19 protein-coding genes and 1 pseudogene are annotated in these 16,744 nt (G+C 72.9%); 16 read left to right on the top strand and 4 right to left on the bottom strand.

Annotation, left to right across the window (positions count from 1 at the left end):
* The first annotated feature begins 34 nt into the window (after positions 1 to 34).
* From mltG to F4556_RS04160, 9 genes are all read left to right on the top strand, one after another.
* The gene (mltG, locus tag F4556_RS04200; RefSeq protein WP_184911713.1) at positions 35 to 1,747 is read left to right on the top strand and encodes an endolytic transglycosylase MltG; all 1,713 of its coding nucleotides are present in this window, start codon (positions 35 to 37) and stop codon (positions 1,745 to 1,747) included.
* A 23-nt stretch (positions 1,748 to 1,770) separates the two neighbouring features.
* Complete coding sequence (locus F4556_RS04195; protein ID WP_184911712.1) at positions 1,771 to 2,610, top strand: shikimate dehydrogenase; 840 nt, start codon at positions 1,771 to 1,773, stop codon at positions 2,608 to 2,610.
* 117 nt (positions 2,611 to 2,727) lie between these two features.
* The gene (aroC, locus tag F4556_RS04190) at positions 2,728 to 3,912 is read left to right on the top strand and encodes a chorismate synthase (protein ID WP_184911710.1); all 1,185 of its coding nucleotides are present in this window, start codon (positions 2,728 to 2,730) and stop codon (positions 3,910 to 3,912) included.
* Positions 3,909 to 4,424: a shikimate kinase gene (locus F4556_RS04185; RefSeq protein WP_184911708.1), complete on the top strand. Its 516-nt coding sequence runs from the start codon at positions 3,909 to 3,911 to the stop codon at positions 4,422 to 4,424. Before aroC ends, F4556_RS04185 begins: the two co-directional genes overlap by 4 nt.
* Entirely contained in the window at positions 4,421 to 5,509 is a 1,089-nt protein-coding gene (gene aroB / locus F4556_RS04180; RefSeq protein ID WP_184911707.1) for a 3-dehydroquinate synthase, read from the top strand. The genes F4556_RS04185 and aroB overlap by 4 nt, the downstream gene beginning before the upstream one ends.
* Entirely contained in the window at positions 5,506 to 5,946 is a 441-nt protein-coding gene (gene aroQ / locus F4556_RS04175) for a type II 3-dehydroquinate dehydratase (protein WP_184911705.1), read from the top strand. Before aroB ends, aroQ begins: the two co-directional genes overlap by 4 nt.
* A 41-nt stretch (positions 5,947 to 5,987) precedes the next feature.
* Positions 5,988 to 6,725 (top strand): AAA family ATPase, encoded by a 738-nt coding sequence (locus tag F4556_RS04170; protein WP_376775652.1) that lies wholly within the window; start codon positions 5,988 to 5,990, stop codon positions 6,723 to 6,725.
* 56 nt (positions 6,726 to 6,781) lie between these two features.
* Positions 6,782 to 7,153: a hypothetical protein gene (locus tag F4556_RS04165; RefSeq protein ID WP_184911702.1), complete on the top strand. Its 372-nt coding sequence runs from the start codon at positions 6,782 to 6,784 to the stop codon at positions 7,151 to 7,153.
* A gap of 71 nt (positions 7,154 to 7,224) precedes the next feature.
* Positions 7,225 to 8,034, top strand: a complete 810-nt coding sequence (locus F4556_RS04160; RefSeq protein ID WP_184911701.1) for an Fpg/Nei family DNA glycosylase — start codon at positions 7,225 to 7,227, stop codon at positions 8,032 to 8,034.
* 7 nt (positions 8,035 to 8,041) lie between these two features.
* Here F4556_RS04160 and F4556_RS04155 read toward each other — a convergent pair whose 3' ends face one another.
* Positions 8,042 to 9,160: an NADH:flavin oxidoreductase gene (locus F4556_RS04155; RefSeq protein ID WP_184911699.1), complete on the bottom strand. Its 1,119-nt coding sequence runs from the start codon at positions 9,158 to 9,160 to the stop codon at positions 8,042 to 8,044.
* A gap of 179 nt (positions 9,161 to 9,339) precedes the next feature.
* Here F4556_RS04155 and F4556_RS04150 point away from each other — a divergent pair, with 179 nt between their 5' ends.
* The gene (locus F4556_RS04150) at positions 9,340 to 10,983 is read left to right on the top strand and encodes a peptide-N4-asparagine amidase (RefSeq protein WP_184911697.1); all 1,644 of its coding nucleotides are present in this window, start codon (positions 9,340 to 9,342) and stop codon (positions 10,981 to 10,983) included.
* Between the two features lie 9 nt (positions 10,984 to 10,992).
* On the opposite strand, the gene F4556_RS04145 is transcribed toward F4556_RS04150, so the two are convergent.
* Together F4556_RS04145 and rpmG are read right to left on the bottom strand one after the other, a co-directional pair.
* Positions 10,993 to 12,006, bottom strand: coding sequence for a helix-turn-helix domain-containing protein (locus tag F4556_RS04145; protein ID WP_184911696.1), 1,014 nt, complete (start codon positions 12,004 to 12,006; stop codon positions 10,993 to 10,995).
* A 139-nt stretch (positions 12,007 to 12,145) separates the two neighbouring features.
* On the bottom strand, positions 12,146 to 12,310 hold the full coding sequence (gene rpmG / locus F4556_RS04140; protein ID WP_184911694.1) for a 50S ribosomal protein L33: 165 nt from the start codon (positions 12,308 to 12,310) through the stop codon (positions 12,146 to 12,148).
* A gap of 111 nt (positions 12,311 to 12,421) precedes the next feature.
* On the opposite strand from rpmG, the gene rpmB reads away from it, so the two are divergent.
* The 5 genes from rpmB to rpmF all read left to right on the top strand — a co-directional run bounded on the left by rpmB (position 12,422) and on the right by rpmF (position 14,571).
* Complete coding sequence (gene rpmB, locus F4556_RS04135; RefSeq protein ID WP_184911693.1) at positions 12,422 to 12,658, top strand: 50S ribosomal protein L28; 237 nt, start codon at positions 12,422 to 12,424, stop codon at positions 12,656 to 12,658.
* Entirely contained in the window at positions 12,658 to 12,963 is a 306-nt protein-coding gene (gene rpsN / locus F4556_RS04130; RefSeq protein ID WP_184911691.1) for a 30S ribosomal protein S14, read from the top strand. Before rpmB ends, rpsN begins: the two co-directional genes overlap by 1 nt.
* Before the next feature lie 5 nt (positions 12,964 to 12,968).
* Positions 12,969 to 14,111: a CobW family GTP-binding protein gene (locus F4556_RS04125; protein WP_184911689.1), complete on the top strand. Its 1,143-nt coding sequence runs from the start codon at positions 12,969 to 12,971 to the stop codon at positions 14,109 to 14,111.
* An 8-nt stretch (positions 14,112 to 14,119) separates the two neighbouring features.
* Positions 14,120 to 14,344 carry a 30S ribosomal protein S18 gene (rpsR, locus tag F4556_RS04120; RefSeq protein WP_246510963.1) on the top strand — a complete coding sequence of 75 codons (225 nt, stop codon included), beginning with the start codon at positions 14,120 to 14,122 and terminating at the stop codon, positions 14,342 to 14,344.
* Between the two features lie 62 nt (positions 14,345 to 14,406).
* Positions 14,407 to 14,571 carry a 50S ribosomal protein L32 gene (gene rpmF / locus F4556_RS04115; protein WP_184924255.1) on the top strand — a complete coding sequence of 55 codons (165 nt, stop codon included), beginning with the start codon at positions 14,407 to 14,409 and terminating at the stop codon, positions 14,569 to 14,571.
* On the opposite strand, the pseudogene F4556_RS04110 reads toward rpmF, so the two are convergent.
* Positions 14,566 to 15,675: pseudogene (locus tag F4556_RS04110) on the bottom strand (MFS transporter); the annotation flags it as partial. The gene rpmF and the pseudogene F4556_RS04110 overlap by 6 nt on opposite strands.
* A gap of 136 nt (positions 15,676 to 15,811) precedes the next feature.
* Here F4556_RS04110 and F4556_RS04105 point away from each other — a divergent pair.
* A complete protein-coding gene (locus F4556_RS04105; protein WP_184911686.1) occupies positions 15,812 to 16,684 on the top strand; it encodes a winged helix-turn-helix transcriptional regulator in 873 nt (290 codons plus the stop codon).
* Positions 16,685 to 16,744: the final 60 nt, after the last annotated feature.

Raw genomic sequence — 16,744 nt, 5'->3', positions numbered from 1 at the left:
CGAGATGTCTTGCCGGATCGGCTTAAGGGGATCGATGACTGATCTGGGCGGGGGCTACCAGCCCCAGGGCACGCAGCCTTGGCACCCGGGCGATCCCGGGCCGGGCGGAGCTCCGGGCAACCAGTGGCAGCAGCCGCAGTACGCCCAGGACCAGTACGGCGGCGGCCAGCAGGGCTACCCGCAGCAGCAGCCGCAGCAGTCGTGGCCGCAGCAGCCGGGCCCGTACGGCGGCCAGCCGCAGCCCCAGCAGGGCTACCCGCAGCAGGACCAGTACGGTTACGGGCAGCCGCAGCAGCAGGGCTACCCGCAGCAGCCCCAGCAGCCGCAGTACGGCCAGCCGCAGCAGCAGCCGCAGTACGTGCAGCAGCCGCAGCAGCAGCAGCCCCAGCAGCCGCGCCGCCCGATGCCGCCCCAGCAGCAGGGCTACCAGCAGCAGCCCCCGCAGCCGGCCGCGCCGCAGCCCGCGGGTCCGGGCCCGGACGGCATCGACTGGGAGGCCGAGGCCGCCGCGCTGGACGCGCCGCAGGCCCGGCCGGTGGTCGTCGAGCCCGAGCCCGAGCGGTGGGCGGACGACGAGGTCGAGGCGCTCCACGAGCCGGAGCAGGAGTCCTTCTTCGGAGAGCAGGACGACTCCCGCTCGGCCGAGCGCAACCGCAAGGAGAAGGGCAAGAAGTCCGGCCGCAAGAACCGCGGCGCCTGCCTGGTGGTCGCGCTGGTGCTGCTCGGCGGCGTGGCCGGGGCCGGCTGGTGGGGTTACGGCTTCTACCAGGAGCACTTCGGCCCGCCGCCGGACTTCTCGGGCGCGGGTACGGGCACGGTGCAGGTCGAGATCAAGCCGGGCCCCGGCGAGCAGATGGGCCGGACGCTGCTGGCGGCCGGCGTGGTGAAGAGCGTCGAAGCCTTCACCTCGGCCTTCACCAGGAACCCCAAGGCCGGCACGATCCAGCCGGGCTACTTCACCATGCACCACCAGATGTCCGGCGACGAGGCCGTGAAGCTGCTGGTCGACTCGGCCGGCGGCGACGCGCTGATCGTGCCCGAGGGCAAGACCGCCGCGGTCACCTACGGGATGATCGACGACAAGCTCAAACTCGCCAAGGGCACCACCGCCGGTGTGGCGAAGGCCCAGGTCGCCACCCTCGGCCTGCCGCCGTACGCCGGCGGCAACATCGAGGGTTTCCTGTACCCGACCAAGTACTCGATCAGCCAGGGCATGAAGCCGGAGGACCTGCTCAAGCAGATGGTCGCCACCGCCACCCAGCACTTCCAGGCGCTCAACCTGGACGCGGGGGCGCAGAAGGCCGGTGTGAAGAGCGGCTACGACGTGCTGATCGCGGCCAGCATCCTGCAGGCCGAGGGCAACAACTCGACGGACTTCGGCAAGATGGCCCGGGTCATCAGCAACCGGCTGAACACCGACACCACCCAGCACAAGCTGGGCATGGACACCACGCTGCAGTACTTCCTGGGTCGCACCAAGCTGACGTCGAAGGAGATCGACGACGGGTCGACCAAGTTCAACACCTACGTGAACACGGGCCTGCCGCCCACCCCGATCTCCAACCCGGGTGAGGACGCGCTCAAGGCGATGCTCAACCCGACCCCGGGCAACTGGGCGTACTTCATCGCGATGTCGCCGACGGAGACCCGCTTCTCGGACTCCTACGCGGAGCACCTGAAGAGCGTCGAGGAGAACTGCACCGCGCACGGCCAGGGCTTCGACAAGGGCCGCGGGCACTGCAAGTAGTCCGGGCCGACAGGGAGAACGGCATGACTGTGACCAGGCGCCACCGGGCGGCCGTGCTCGGCTCGCCGATCGCGCACTCGCTCTCGCCGGTGCTGCACCGGGCGGGGTACGCCGCGCTCGGGCTGACGGAGTGGCAGTACGGGCGGCACGAGGTGGACGAGGCCGGGCTGTCCGGCTTCGTGGCCGGGCTCGACGCGGCGGAGTGGGCCGGGCTGTCGCTGACCATGCCGCTGAAGCGGGCGATCATCCCGCTGCTGGACGAGGTCAGCCCGACCGCGCTGAGCGTGGACGCGGTGAACACGGTGGTGTTCGGCCCGGACGGCCGACGGCGCGGGGACAACACCGACGTCCCCGGGCTGGTGAACGCGCTGCGCGAGCGCGGCATCGACACGGTCGAGACGGCCTCGGTGCTCGGCGCGGGGGCGACCGCCTCCTCGGCGCTGGCCGCGCTGGCACAGGTCTGCACCGGCGAGGTCACCGTCTACGTCCGCAGTGCCGAGCGGGCCGCCGAGATGCGCGAGCTGGGCGAGCGGCTCGGCCTGAAGCTCAGGACGGCCGACTGGGCGGACGGAGCCGCGGCGCTGGCCGCCCCGCTGACCATCTCCACCACCCCGGCCGGGGCCACCGACGCGTTCGCCCCGGCGATCCCCGGCGCGCCCGGCGCGCTGTTCGACGTGCTCTACCACCCGTGGCCGACCGCGCTGGTGGCGGCCGTCGAAGGGCAGGGCGGCACCGTGCTGGGCGGCCTCGATCTGCTGGTGCATCAGGCGGTGCTCCAGTTCGAGTACTTCACCGGTGTGCCCGAGGGCCCGCTGGCCGCGATGCGGGCGGCGGGCGAGGCCGCGCTGGCCGGGGCAAGCTGACAAGGTTCGGACCGATCATGTCCGCAACGCGGACCATGCGCCCGATGGCTCCCGGGACGTGAAAGGATCGTGGGGAACGAAGGCCCGGCCGTCCGGCCGCTGACGAAGGAGCTCCCGTTGGGTACGTTGCGCTGGCTGACGGCGGGGGAGTCGCACGGCCCCGCACTGGTCGCGACGCTGGAGGGCCTGCCGGCCGGAGTGCCGGTGACCACCGAGCTGGTCGCCGACGCGCTGGCCCGACGGCGGCTCGGTTACGGCCGCGGCGCCCGGATGAAGTTCGAGCAGGACGAGGTCACCTTCCTCGGCGGCGTCCGGCACGGCGAGACCATGGGTTCCCCGGTCGCCGTGATGGTCGGCAACACCGAGTGGCCCAAGTGGGAGCAGGTCATGTCGGCCGACCCGGTCGACCCGGAGATCCTCGCGGGCCTGGCCCGCAACGAGGCGCTGACCCGCCCGCGCCCCGGCCACGCCGACCTGGCCGGCATGCAGAAGTACTCGATCGACGAGGCCCGCCCGATCCTGGAGCGCGCCTCCGCCCGGGAGACCGCGGCCCGGGTCGCGCTCGGCGCGGTGGCCCGCTCCTACCTCAAGGCGACCTGCGGCATCGAGATCGTCTCGCACGTGGTCGAGCTGGCCGCCGCCAAGGCCCCGGCCGGCGTGCTGCCGCTGCCCTCGGACGAGGCCCGCCTCGACGAGGACCCGGTGCGCTGCCTGGACCCGGACGCGTCGAAGGCGATGGTCGCCGAGATCGACCAGGCCCACAAGGACGGCGACACCCTCGGCGGCGTGGTCGAGGTGCTGGCGTACGGCGTGCCGGTGGGCCTCGGCTCGCACGTGCACTGGGACCGCCGGCTGGACGCCCGCCTCGCCGCCGCCCTGATGGGCATTCAGGCGATCAAGGGCGTCGAGGTCGGCGACGGCTTCGAGCTGGCCCGGGTGCCGGGATCGCAGGCGCACGACGAGATCGTGCCGAGCGCCGACGGCATCAAGCGGACCTCCGGTCGCTCCGGCGGCACCGAGGGCGGCCTGTCCACCGGTGAGCTGCTCCGGGTGCGCGCCGCGATGAAGCCGATCGCGACCGTGCCGCGCGCGCTGCAGACCGTGGACGTCCGTACCGGTGAGGTCGCCAAGGCGCACCACCAGCGCTCGGACGTCTGCGCCGTGCCGGCCGCGGGCATCGTCGCCGAGGCGATGGTGGCCCTGGTGCTGGCCGACGCGGTGGCGGAGAAGTTCGGTGGCGACAACGTCTCCGAGACCCGCCGCAACGTGCAGGGCTACCTCGACAACCTGATCGTCCGATGACCGCACCGGTCGTCGTGCTGGTCGGCCCGCCCGGGGCCGGCAAGAGCACGGTCGGCAGGCTGCTCGCCGAGCGGCTCGACGTCACCTTCCGGGACACCGACCAGGACATCGAGCAGCTCGCGGGCAAGCCGATCCCGGAGATCTTCATCGACGAGGGCGAGCCGCACTTCCGGGCGCTGGAGGGGCGTGCCGTCGAGGCGGCCACCACCGCGTACGACGGTGTGCTCGCGCTCGGCGGTGGCGCGGTGATGGCCGAGCGGACCCGTGAGCTGTTGCGCGACCTCCCGGTGGTGTACCTGGAGGTGGCGCTCGGCGACGCGGTCAAGCGGGTCGGCCTGGACGCCCCGCGCCCGCTGCTCGCGGTGAACCCGCGGGCGGCCTGGCGCGAGCTGATGGAAGCCCGCCGCCCGCTGTACCTGGAGGTGGCCACCGCGGTGGTCGACACCGAGGGCCGTTCGCCGGAGCAGGTCGCGGACGCAGTACTGGAAGCACTGGAGTTGAAGACCCCATGAGTGACACCGTCACCATCCACGTCGGCGGCAGTGCCGGACACGACCCGTACGACGTGCTGATCGGCCGTCAGCTGCTCGGCGAGCTCGGCCGGCTGATCGGCACCCGGGCCAAGCGGGTGGCGATCATCCACCCCGAGGCGCTGGAGGCCACCGGCGAGGCGATCCGCGAGGACCTGGCCGCCGAGGGCTACGACGCGATCCTGCTGCAGGTGCCGAACGCCGAGGAGGCGAAGAGCGCCGAGGTGGCCGCGTACTGCTGGTCGGTGCTCGGGCAGACCGGCTTCACCCGCAGCGACGTGATCGTCGGCCTGGGCGGCGGCGCGACCACCGACCTGGCCGGCTTCGTGGCGGCCACCTGGCTGCGCGGGGTGCGCTGGGTGTCGATGCCCACCACGCTGCTCGGCATGGTGGACGCGGCGGTCGGCGGCAAGACCGGCATCAACATCGCCGAGGGCAAGAACATGGTCGGCGCCTTCCACCCGCCGGTGGGCGTGCTGGCCGACCTGGCCACCCTGGAGACCGTGCCCAAGCACGACTACGTCTCCGGTCTGGCCGAGGTGATCAAGTGCGGCTTCATCGCCGACCCGGTGATCCTCGACCTGATCGAGGCCGACCCGGAGGGCGCCAAGACGCCGGCCGGGCCGCACACGGTGGAGCTGATCCGCCGGGCGATCCAGGTCAAGGCCGACGTGGTCTCGGGCGACCTCAAGGAGACCGGTCTCCGGGAGATCCTGAACTACGGCCACACCCTCGGCCACGCGATCGAGCGCAACGAGCGGTACAAGTGGCGGCACGGCGCCGCGATCTCCATCGGCATGGTCTTCGCCGCCGAACTCGGCCGCCTGGCCGGGCGGTTGGACGACGAGACGGCCGACCGGCACCGCTCGGTGCTCGGCTCGGTCGGCCTGCCGCTGACCTACCGGGCGGACGCCTGGCCGAAGCTGCTGGACGCCATGAAGATCGACAAGAAGTCGCGCGGCGACCTGCTGCGCTTCGTGGTGCTGGACGGTCTGGCCAAGACCTCCGTCCTGGAGGGCCCCGACCCGCAGGTGCTGGTGGCGGCCTACGCGGAGGTCTCGGCGTGAGCCGGGTGCTGGTGCTCAACGGCCCCAACCTGGGCCGGCTGGGCAGCCGGGAGCCGGACGTCTACGGCGCCACCTCGTACGCCGGGCTGGTCGAGCGCTGCACCGCGCTCGGCAAGGAGCTCGGCTTCGAGGTGGAGGTCAAGGAGACCAACTCCGAGCAGCAGATGATCGAGTGGCTGCACTGGGCCGCCGACGAGAAGACCCCCGTGGTGATCAACCCGGGTGCCTTCACGCACTACTCGTACGGGATGCGGGACGCCGCCGCGCAGCGGACCGCTCCGCTGATCGAGGTGCACATCTCCAACCCGTACGCGCGGGAGACCTTCCGGCACAACTCGGTGATCGCCGCGGTCGCCTCCGGCACCATCGCCGGATTCGGCATCGGTAGCTATGAGCTGGCGCTTCGTGCGCTGGCCGAGCAGCTCACCACGCGCTGACGCATGATCAGCCGTTATTGATCATTGGCCGGTGGCGGGCTGTGCCCGCCACCGGACCGACGTGTAGTGTCCCCGTCGGGAGGTGCTCAGTGACGCACGCAGGGGGAGGTCAGGTGCCGCCGGGCTACCCGGCCCAGCCAATCCGGCCGCCGTACCCGCCGCAGGCCGCCACCGGGCATTTCGCCCTGCCGACCGGCGCACCGGTCCAGTTGCCGCCGCCGCAGGCGCCCGCGCTCACCCTCGCGGTGCTGCTGATCGGCCCCGCCGGGGCGGGCAAGACCACGGTGGCCAGGCACTGGGCCGAGCGCCGCCCGACCGCGACCGCGCACATCAGCCTGGACGACGTCCGGGAGTGGGTGCAGGCCGGGTTCGCCAACCCGCAGTCCGGCTGGAACAACGCCTCCGAGGCGCAGTACCGGCTGGCCCGGCGCACCTGCGGCTTCGCCTGCCGGAACTACCTGGCCAACGGCATCTCCTGCATCATCGACGACGCGGTCTTCCCCGACCTGCCCGCCGTCGGCCTGGGCGGCTGGAAGCGCCACATCGGCCCCGGCATGATCCCCGTGGTGCTGCTGCCCGGCCTCGACTCGGTGCTGGCCAGGAACGCCCGCCGGGCCGGCACCCGCCGGCTCAGCGACGAGGAGGTGGCCCGGATCCACGGGCGGATGGCCGGCTGGTACAACTCCGGACTGCCGATCATCGACAACTCGCACCTCGACGTCGCGGCCACCGCGGCCGCCCTGGACCAGGTGATAGCGGCCCGGCTGGCCGGTCGCTGACGCCGTATCAGGGCAGCTGCTGCGCGGTCGTACGTCCGAGCGATAAGGTGCGGGCCATGTCTCCCATCGCCCGCATCCTGCAACTCGTCCTGATGGCCGCCGGTTTCGCCGCCATCGGCTACGCCGCCCTCTGGGACATGGACGACGCCACCGGCTGGAAGTGCCAGGTGATGGAGATCCGCCAGCAGCAGACCCAGGTCTGCGACACCGAGGACGGCGTCCAGACCCCGATCATCCTCGGCATGGCCGGTATCGCGCTGGAGATCGCCGGCGTCTCCGTCGCGGTCGGTGCCCGGCGCACCGACCGGGCCCCGCGCCCGGCGGTCCCGGTCTCCTTCCCGGCCGCCCCGGCTCCCTACCCGGCTGCCCCCGCGGCTCCGGTCGGCTACCCGCCCGCGCAGCCCGGCACCCCGCCCCGGCCGTACTGACCAGCCGGGACTGTCGGCCCCGCCTGCGAGAATCGGATGGTCGTCACACACCCGTCCGAAGGGGAGCGCCCGTGCCCGAGGGCCACATCATCCACCGTCTCGCGACCGAGAACGCCAAGGCGTTCGCGCACCGCCCGCTCCGGGTCTCCAGCCCGCAGGGCCGGTTCGCGGAGGGCGCCGCGCTGATCGACGGTCAGCGGCTCAGCGAGGCGGAGGCGCACGGCAAGCACCTGTTCCTCGGCTTCGAGGCCGGTGCCTGGCTGCACATCCACCTCGGCCTGTACGGCGGTTTCACCTTCGGCGCGGGCCCGGCTCCCGCGCCGGTCGGCCTGATCCGGCTCCGGCTGGAGAGCACGGAGTCGTACGCCGACCTGCGCGGCCCGAACACCTGTGAACTGCTCACCGGCGCCGAGAAGTCGGCGATCCACGCCCGGCTCGGGCCCGACCCGCTGCGCCCCGGCAGCGACCCGGGCCCGGCCTGGGAGCGGATCTCCCGGAGCCGGACCACGGTCGCCGCCCTGCTGATGGACCAGAAGGTGCTGGCGGGCGTCGGCAACGTCTACCGGGCCGAGGTGCTGTTCCGGCTCGGCATCGACCCGCACCGCCCCGGCCGGGACGTCACCCGGGCCGAGTGGGACGCGATCTGGGCCGACCTGGTGGAGCTGATGCACGACGGCGCGGGCATCGGCCGGATCGACACCGTCCGCCCCGAGCACACGCCCGAGGCGATGGGCCGGCCGCCCCGGGTGGACGACCACGGGGGTGAGGTCTACGTCTACCGGCGGGCCGCGATGCCCTGCCTGGTCTGCGGCACCGAGGTCCGGACCGAGAGCCACGCGGCCCGCAACCTGTTCTGGTGCCCGAGCTGCCAGCAGCGCTGACGAGTCGTCAGGACAGCGTCTTGAGCGCCCGCACGGAGAAGGCGGTCAGCTCCTCGGTCCGGCCGTCGAGGACCTTCTCGGCCCACCGGGGGTCGGCGAGCAGCGCCCGGCCGACCGCGATCAGGTCGAACTCGTCCCGCTCCAGCCGGTCCAGCAGCCCGTTGATGTCGGCGAGGCCGCTGCCCTGGCCGACGAACGCCTTGGTGAACTCGGTGTCCAGGCCGACCGAGCCGACGCTGACGGCGGGCCGGCCCGAGAGCTTCTTCACCCAGCCCGCGAGGTTGAGCTCCGAGCCGTCGAACTCGGGCTGCCAGTAGCGGCGGGTGGAGGCGTGGAAGGCGTCCACGCCCGCCTCGACGAGCGGGGCGAGCACCGCTTCGAGCTCCTGCGGCGTGCTGCCGAGCCGGGCGTCGTAGTTGCCGACCTTCCACTGGGACATCCGGAACAGGATCGGGAAGTCGGGCGCCACCACCGCGCGGCAGGCCGCCACCAGCTCGGCGGCGAAGCGGGTCCGGGAGGCCGGGTCGCCGCCGTAGCCGTCGGTGCGCCGGTTGGTGTGCTCCCAGAGGAACTGGTCGACCAGGTAGCCGTGGGCGCCGTGGATCTCGATGCCGTCGAAGCCGCGGGCCTCGGCGGCGGCGGCCCCGGCGGCGAACGCCGCGATCACGTCGTCCAGGTCCTGTCGGGTCATCGGGTGCCCGGGCTCATGGCCCTCCAGTGGGATGCCGGACGGGCCGATCCGGGGAGCCTGCGGGACGGGCGGCGCACCGGCCACCCGGGCCATCCCGACGTGCCAGAGCTGCGGCACGATCTTCCCGCCCGCGTGGTGCACCGCCGCCGCCACGTCGGCCCAGCCGGCCAGCGCCCGCTCGCCGTGGAACTGCGGGACGGCGGGCCTGGTGCCCGCCGAGGGGTGGTCCACGTAGGTGCCCTCGGTGATGATCAGGCCGACCCCGCCGGCCGCCCGGCGGGCGTAGTACTCCGCGACGTCGGGGCCCGGCACACCACCGGGGGAGTGTTCCCGGGTCATCGGGGCCATCACGATCCGGTTCCGCAGGGTCAGGCTACCCAGGGTGAACGGGCGGTCGAGGACTTCGGTGGCACGGGACGTTGTGGTGCTGAGCATGTGACTCCACTTTCGGCGCTTGTGGTGCGGGGGACCAAGTCCCGGTGGCAGGCGGCCACCTGGCGACAACTCAGTACCCGATCGATCGATTCCCAACTATCGCCGGTTCATTGACAGGTCCTGGTCACCGTCGGAAAGATACGGGTACCCCTGCCGCAACCCCAGCCCCGGAGGCCGCGTTGCCCGCTCGTCCCGTACTGCGCCGAGCGGCCCGCGCCTTCGGCGCCGCCGTCCTGGCCCTCGCAGCCGTCCTGACCCAAGGCGGCACCGCGTACGCCGACTTCGGCTCCGACTACCACGACCCGATCTCCGCCGTACAGCCGCTGACCAGGCCGGACACCCGGTCCTGCACGGTCGAGGTGATGCACGAGCGGGCCTTCAAGAACGGCTACGGCAGCCCGGCCGACACCCCGTACAACGGCTCGCTGACCCCGCCCGCCGACTGCGCCGGGCCCTGGTCCAAGGTGGTCCTCGACCTGCACGGCAGCGTCGCGGGGCGGCAGTTCGACCGGCTGTTCACCGTCCGGGTGGGCGGGGTCGAGGTGCTGATGTCCTCCACGCCCGAGCCCTCGCAGGACGGCATCGAGTGGCGGGTCGAGCGCGATGTCACCCGGTACGCGCCGGTGCTGACGGGCACTCAGCCCTTCGAGTTCGACCTGCCCAACGTCACCGACGCCACCTACACCGGCGTCTTCGTGATCTCCGCCACCTTCACCTTCTACACCGCCTCGGCTGCCTGGCCCGCCGCCCGCACCGCCGACCGGGTGCTCACCGGCGGCGGGTTCACGCTCGACCAGGCGCACCCGGGCAGCACCAGGGAGTTCACCTTCCCGCGGAACCTGGAGCGGCTGACCGCCGAGGTGTACGCGCGCGGCGGTGGCGCCTGCGAGGAGTTCGCGTACGCCTCCGCGCCGGAGGAGTTCGTCCGGGCCAACCCCGGGCGGGGGTACTGCGGCCAGGGCCCGTTCCGGGAGCTGCGGCTCGCCGTGGACGGCCGGACGGCCGGTGCGGTCTGGCCCTACCCGGTGATCTACACCGGCGGCTGGGACCCGCTGCTCTGGCGGCCCACCCCGGGCATCTTCGCCTTCGACCTGCCCGCCTACCAGGTGGATCTGACCCCGTACGTCGGCCTGCTGCTCGACGGCCGCCCGCACTCCGTCTCACTCACCGTCAACCAGGCCGAGAAGCAGAGCAACGACGCCTGGACCGGTCAGCTCAACCTGTTCGCCACCGTCGACCACGGCAGCGCCCGGACCTCCGGCGCGCTGACCCGGCACCAGGTCGCGTCCGAGGCCACCGTCCGCACGGAGCTCACCGACCTCGGCGAGGGCAGCGGCGACTGGACGGTCACCGCGGCCCGCCACGACTCCGCCCAGGGCTGGGTGCAGACCTCGCACGGCCGGGTCACCACCGAGGTCAGGACCGACCGGACCTTCCGCTCCGGCCAGCAACTCCGCGACGGCGGCAACGACCTGACGCTGCACAACCGCACCGACCAGACCACGACCAGCACCCGCCGGGGCGGCGGCCCGCCGGCCGGCAGCACCGTCCAGGAGAGCGCACCGCTGGACGTCCGCTACCGGTACACGGCCGACGCCGCGGGCAGCACCGACCAGCGCACCGAGATGGTGCTCGGCCACCACCGCACCGCGACCGAGGACGGCCTGCGCAGCACGGTCGACCACACCTACGCCCCGACCGCCCACCGGCACAACGGCGACGCGACCGTCCGCACCGGCAGCTCGGTCGAGACCTACCGCAGCACCGGCCCGGACGGCCCGTACGCGCGCACCATCACCACCCGGGACGGCTGGCCGGTGTAGTGGACGACCTCAGCCGCCCAGAGCCTGCTGGATCGCCGCGGTGTCCTTGGTCCAGGCGAAGGATGCCGGCTCCTCCTCCGTTTCCGTCTCCGTCGCGCCGAGCGTGCCGGTCCAGTCCCGGACCTGCTGCGCCAGCGCCGTGTCGGTGGTGCGCAGCGCGGCGAGCCAGCGGGCCGCCAGCTCCGTCCAGGCCGGGCCGGTGCCGGTGAAGTGCAGCTGGAAGCGCGGGTGGGCGAGCAGCCAGTTCTTCACCGTCGGCGCCTTGTGGGTGGCGTAGCTGTCGCAGATCAGGTGGACCTGGAGGCCGGCCGGCACGGTGGCCTCCAGCCCCTCCAGGAACTTGCGGAACTCCACCGCCCGGTGCCGCCGGTGCAGCGAGCCGACCACCTGGCCGTTGGTGGTCTCCAGGGCTTCGGCCAGGCCCCGGTCGGGGTTGCCCGCGTAGCCGGTGGCGCTGTGCCGGTTCTCGTCCACGCAGACCACCAGGGCCCGCTCCGGCGGGGCGAGGTAGAGGCCGACCACGTCGTGGGCCCGGTCCATGGCGAGCGGGTCGGTGGCCAGCGTGACGGCCTCGGTGCGCTGCGGGGCCAGGTCGAAGGCGCGCCAGACCTTGCTGACGGTCTGCTGCGAGACCCCGGCCCGCTCGGCCAGCTCACGGGCCGACCACTGGGTGCCGAGCCGGGGCTTGCGGCCGAGCGTCTCGGCGATCACCTTGGCGATCTGCTCGTCCGTCACGGTGCGCGGGCCGCCGGCCCTGAGCTCCTCGGAGAGCCCGGCCAGGCGCTCGGTCAGGAAGCGCTTGCGCCACTTGTTCACGGAATCCCGCGAGGCGTTCAGCTCGGCGAGCACGGTGTCCACCGGTACCGGCTTCGCCGCCTTGCCCTGCCCGGCGGAGGCGAGCACGATCTTGGCCCGCATCCCCATCGCGGTGGGCCGCTGCGCCAGCCCCTCCAGGGCGGAGCGCTCGGCGGCGGTCAGGTCGAACGAGGTGGTCTTGGATACGGTGCGTACGGTGCGTGCCATCCCGCAACTATAGGGACACCGGGCAGGTCAGCCCGCCGCCGGCAGCGGCGGCCCGGCCGTTGCGAGGCCCGCGTCGGGTGAGCCGCCGGACCGCACCAGGTCGAGTACGGCACCGGCGGCAGGGGAGAGATGCGTTGGGTCAGCGCTCTTCGCGGAACGGCACGTGCTGCCGGGCGACCGGGTCGTACTTGCGCAGGGTCAGCCGGTCGGGGTCGTTGCGGCGGTTCTTCCTGGTCACGTACGTGTGGCCGGTGCCGGCGGTCGACCGCAGCTTGACGATCGGGCGGAGTTCGTTGCGGGCCATGGGGGCTCCTTCTGGTGGGCTCGGGCCGACTATAGCGAAATGGAAACCATTTTCAAGTGGTGTAACGTCAGCCGGGTCCTGCCCATTCCGCAGACCCCTCGGAGCACATCCATGTCCGCGCACTGCCAGCTGACCGGCCGCAAGCCCGGCTTCGGCAACGCCATCTCGCACTCGCACCGCCGCACCAAACGACGCTTCGACCCGAACATCCAGCGCAAGCGCTACTGGCTTCCCAGTGAGGGGCGCAACGTCCGGCTGACGCTCAGCGCGGCCGGGATCAAGACCGTCGACAGCATCGGCATCGAGGCCGCCGTGGCCCGCATCCGCGCTCGGGGGGAGAAGGTCTGATGGCCAAGCAGAGCAAGATCGCCAGGGACCTGCACCGCCGCGAGGTGGTCGCCAGGTACGCCGAGCGCCGCGCCGAACTCAAGCGCCTGATCGCCCGGCCCGGCACCGACCCGGTCGAACGGGCCGCCGCCCAGCAGGAGCTGGCCCGCCAGCCACGGGACGCCAGCGCCACCCGGCTGCGCAACCGGGACGGCATCGACGGCCGCCCGCGCGGCTACCTGCGGGCCTTCGGCCTGTCCCGGATCAACCTGCGCAAGCATGCCCATGCCGGCCACCTGCCCGGCGTCCGCAAGTCGAGCTGGTAGGAACGATGTCCGATCAGATCAAGCTCCCGGTGGTGGTCGTCGCGGGCCTGCACCGGGCCGAACGATGGTGTGCGGTCCAGGAGTTGACGGCCGCCGGGATCGACGCCGTGGTGCTCCGCCACGACCTGCGGGACGCCTCCTTCGGGATCGTCCACCGCGAACTGCGGGACGCCCACGGCAGTCACCGCCGGGCCGAGGTGCCGCTCACCAACGACTGCCCGTGCTGCGCGCTGCGCGAGGACCTGGTGCCCGAGCTGGTCCGGATCGCCGAGGCCGGGCAGTACGGGCTGGCGATCGTGGAGCTGTGGGGCGGCAGCGACCCGCACCCGGCGGTGGAGGTGATCGCCGGGGCCGAGGGCATCGAACTCGCCGGTGTGGTCACGGCGGTGGACCCGGAGGAGCTGGTCGGCGACCTCTCGGTCTCCGACGACCTGGTCGACCACGGCGAGCACACCGCGGCCCAGGACGGCCGGACCAGGGCCGAGGCGCTGGCGCACCAGATCGAGTACGCCGGCACGCTGGCCGTACCCCGGGGGAGCGATGGCGCCGGAGTCGCGATGCTCCGCCAACTGCACCCGACGGCAAGGCTGGTGACGCTCGGGACCGGTGAGCTGACCCGGGCCGCGCTCGGCGGCTTCGACGTGCCGGCCGCCCGGGACCGGGTCAACCCCGCGATCGCGCTGCTGCCACAGGAGCACGATGAGGCGGGGGTGGCCACCCTGGTCTGGGAGCGCCGTCGGCCGCTGCACCCCGCCCGGCTGCACGAGGCGCTGGAGCAGCTGGTACCGGCCGCGCAGCGCAGCCGGGGCCGGTTCTGGCTGGCCAACCGCCCCGAGCTGATGCTCGCCTGGGACGCCGCCGGAGCCAACCTCGCGGTGGAGGAGTGCGGACCCTGGCTGACCGCACTGCCGGACGCCGCCTGGGAGCTCTACCCGCCCACCCGACGGGCCGCCGCCGCACTCGACTGGCATCCCGTGCACGGCGACCGGGTCCAGCAACTCAGCTTCACCGCCGAGGGGTTGGATGCCGACGGGATCGTCGAGCTGCTCGACGCCTGCCTGCTCACCGACACCGAGCTCGCCGCAGGCGAGGCGGGCTGGAAGGCCCTGCCCGATGCCTTCGAGGACCTGCTGGACCCCGTCTCATGAGGAAACCGATGCGAACGCCCGCCAAGCCCCGCCCGAACCCGCTGTTCGCGGCGAAGATCAGCTACATCGACTACAAGGACACCGATCTGCTCCGGAAGTTCATCTCCGACCGGGGCAAAATCCGCAGTCGCCGGGTGACCCGGCTGACGGTCCAGCAGCAGCGCGCGATGGCCCGCGCGATCAAGAACGCCCGTGAGATGGCGCTGCTGCCGTACGCCTCCGGCGGCCGGTAGGTACGTCCGACCCCCGCCAGCCACCGACCGGTACCCGCCGACCACCGAGGAGCACCTCAGACATGGCCGTCCCCAAGCGCAAGCTCTCCCGCAGCAACACCCGCCACCGCCGGGCCAACTGGAAGGCCGTCGCCCCGCAGCTGACCCCGGTCACCGTCGACGGGCGCGAGCTGCTGGTCCCGCGCCACCTGGTCCGCGCCTACCAGCGGGGACTGCTGACCCCGTGACACCCGCCCGGGTGCGGCCGCCAGCAGGACGGCCGCACCCGCGAGCAGGCCGAGCCCGGCGCAGAGCGGCCAGAGCAGCCCCGGCGCGGCCTGGTACACCGCACCGCCCACGGCCGGGGCGAGCACGGTGCCGCTGACCGAGGCCCCCGCGTACAGGCTCTGGAACCGGCCCTGCAGGTGCTCCGGCGCGCAGTCCGCCACGTACGCGGTGGCGGGGGTCTTGTAGAGGATCTCGCCCGCCGTGAGCAGCACCATCATCGCCACGGCCGCCCAGACGAAGGCGCCCGGCAGCAGGGCCGCGTACCCGAGGCCGACCAGCACCAGCCCGGCGCCGATGATCCGCAGCGGGGCCTGGTTGCGCAGGGCCACGGCGGCGGGCAGTTCCAGGCAGAGGATCACGCCGCCGTTGATCGCCATCAGCGCGCCGTACACGCCGGTGCCGATGCCGTGGTCGCCGAGGAAGACCGGCAGGGTGGAGTACTGCTGCCGGTAGACGGTGTCGATCACCACGATGGCGGGCAGCAGCACCAGCAGCGCGGGCCTGGCCCGCAGCGACTGCCACACACCGGGCCCGCCGGCCGCCGCCGCGGCCCGCTTGGCCGGGCTCGGGTCGGCCTTGAGCACCTTGGCCGCGTACGCCGCGAACAGCAGGGTGCCGACGCCGTCGGCCACGAAGAGCCAGCCGTACGAGAACTGAGTGGCGATCAGCGCGCCGAGCGGCGGCCCGACGGTGAAGCCGGCGTTCCCGGCGAAGCGCATCACCGCGATGCCCTGCCGGCGCGCCCCGGGCGGGACGGCGGCCGCGACCAGGGTGGAGTTGGCGGCCCGGACCGCCCCGGCGGCGTACTGGCAGAGCGGCAGGACCACCAACAGGGCGGGCGTCGGCAGAGCGGTCAGGGTGAGCAGCCCGAGGCCGGACACCACCGAGGCGGCCAGCAGGGTGCGGCGGTGGCCGAAGTGGTCGCCGAACCAGCCGCCGGTGAAGTTCCCGGCGATCAGCCCGACCCCGCCGACGCCGGCGATCAGACCGGCCGAGGCGACGCTCAGGCCGCGTTCGCCGGTCAGATAGACGAACAGGTAGACGAACGTGAAGGACACCACCATGTTGGCGAAGATCCCCGCCGACAGCAGCCAGACGGTTCTCGGTACCTGACGCACGCTTGCCCCCTAGTAAGTTCCTTTGGGGAACTGACTATGTCAGCATGGGAGGCTGAGGGTCAATGCGAGAGTGGGAGGACGGATGCCCAGACGGGGTGGCCCGGGCGACGACAACTGCGCGATCGCCCAGTCCTTGGACGTGGTCGGCGACGCCTGGACGCTGCTGGTGCTGCGCGACGTGGCGCGCGGACTGCACCGCTTCGACCAGCTGCAACACGAACTCGGCCTGTCCCGCAAGGTCCTGACGGAGCGTCTGCACCTGCTGGTGGACGCCGAGGTACTGGCCCGCGAGCCCTACCAGGACCGGCCGCCCCGGTACGAGTACCGGCTCACCCCGCGCGGCCGGGCCCTGCTGCCGGTGCTGGTCGCCCTGCAGGACTGGGGCGACACCTGGCTGCTCGGCCCCGGCGAGGTGACCGCCACCACCGCCGAGACCTCCCGGGAGGCCGAGCGGGTGCACGCCCTGACCGGCACCCGGGTGCCCGAGCTGCTGCTCACCGACACCACCGGGCAGCCGCGCGACCCGGTCGCCGGCCCCACCGTCCTCTACTGCTTCCCCGGCGCCTTCGTCCGCCCGGAGTCCTACCCGCCCGGCTGGGGCGCCGTGCCCGGCGCGGCGGGCTGCACGCTGGAGTCCCGGACCTACCAGGCGCGGCTGGCCGAGTTCGCCGCCGTGGGCGCCACCGTGCACGGGGTCTCCACCCAGCGCACCGACGAGCAGCGCGCCTTCGCCGAGGCGGAGGGCCTGGACTTCCCGCTGCTCTCCGACGCCGGCCTGGAACTCACCGCCGCCCTGCGCCTGCCCACCATCCGGGCCGGCGGCACCACCCGGCTCAAGCGCCTCACCCTGGTGATCGGCCCCGACCGGGTGATCCGCTCGGTGCGCTACCCGATCCCGGACATCCTGGAGAGCGTCGACGACGCCCTGCTGACGGCCCGTGAGCTCACGCGGTAGCAGAATCGCGGAGGTACGCGCGGCCCTGATTCGCTGCCCCGACGGCCGTTGACCGGCCCG

This window comes from Kitasatospora gansuensis (assembly GCF_014203705.1).
Classification (GTDB): domain Bacteria; phylum Actinomycetota; class Actinomycetes; order Streptomycetales; family Streptomycetaceae; genus Kitasatospora; species Kitasatospora gansuensis.
The sequence above is the reverse complement of the archived record's forward strand: the minus strand, read 5'-3'. Positions and strand labels throughout refer to the sequence as shown.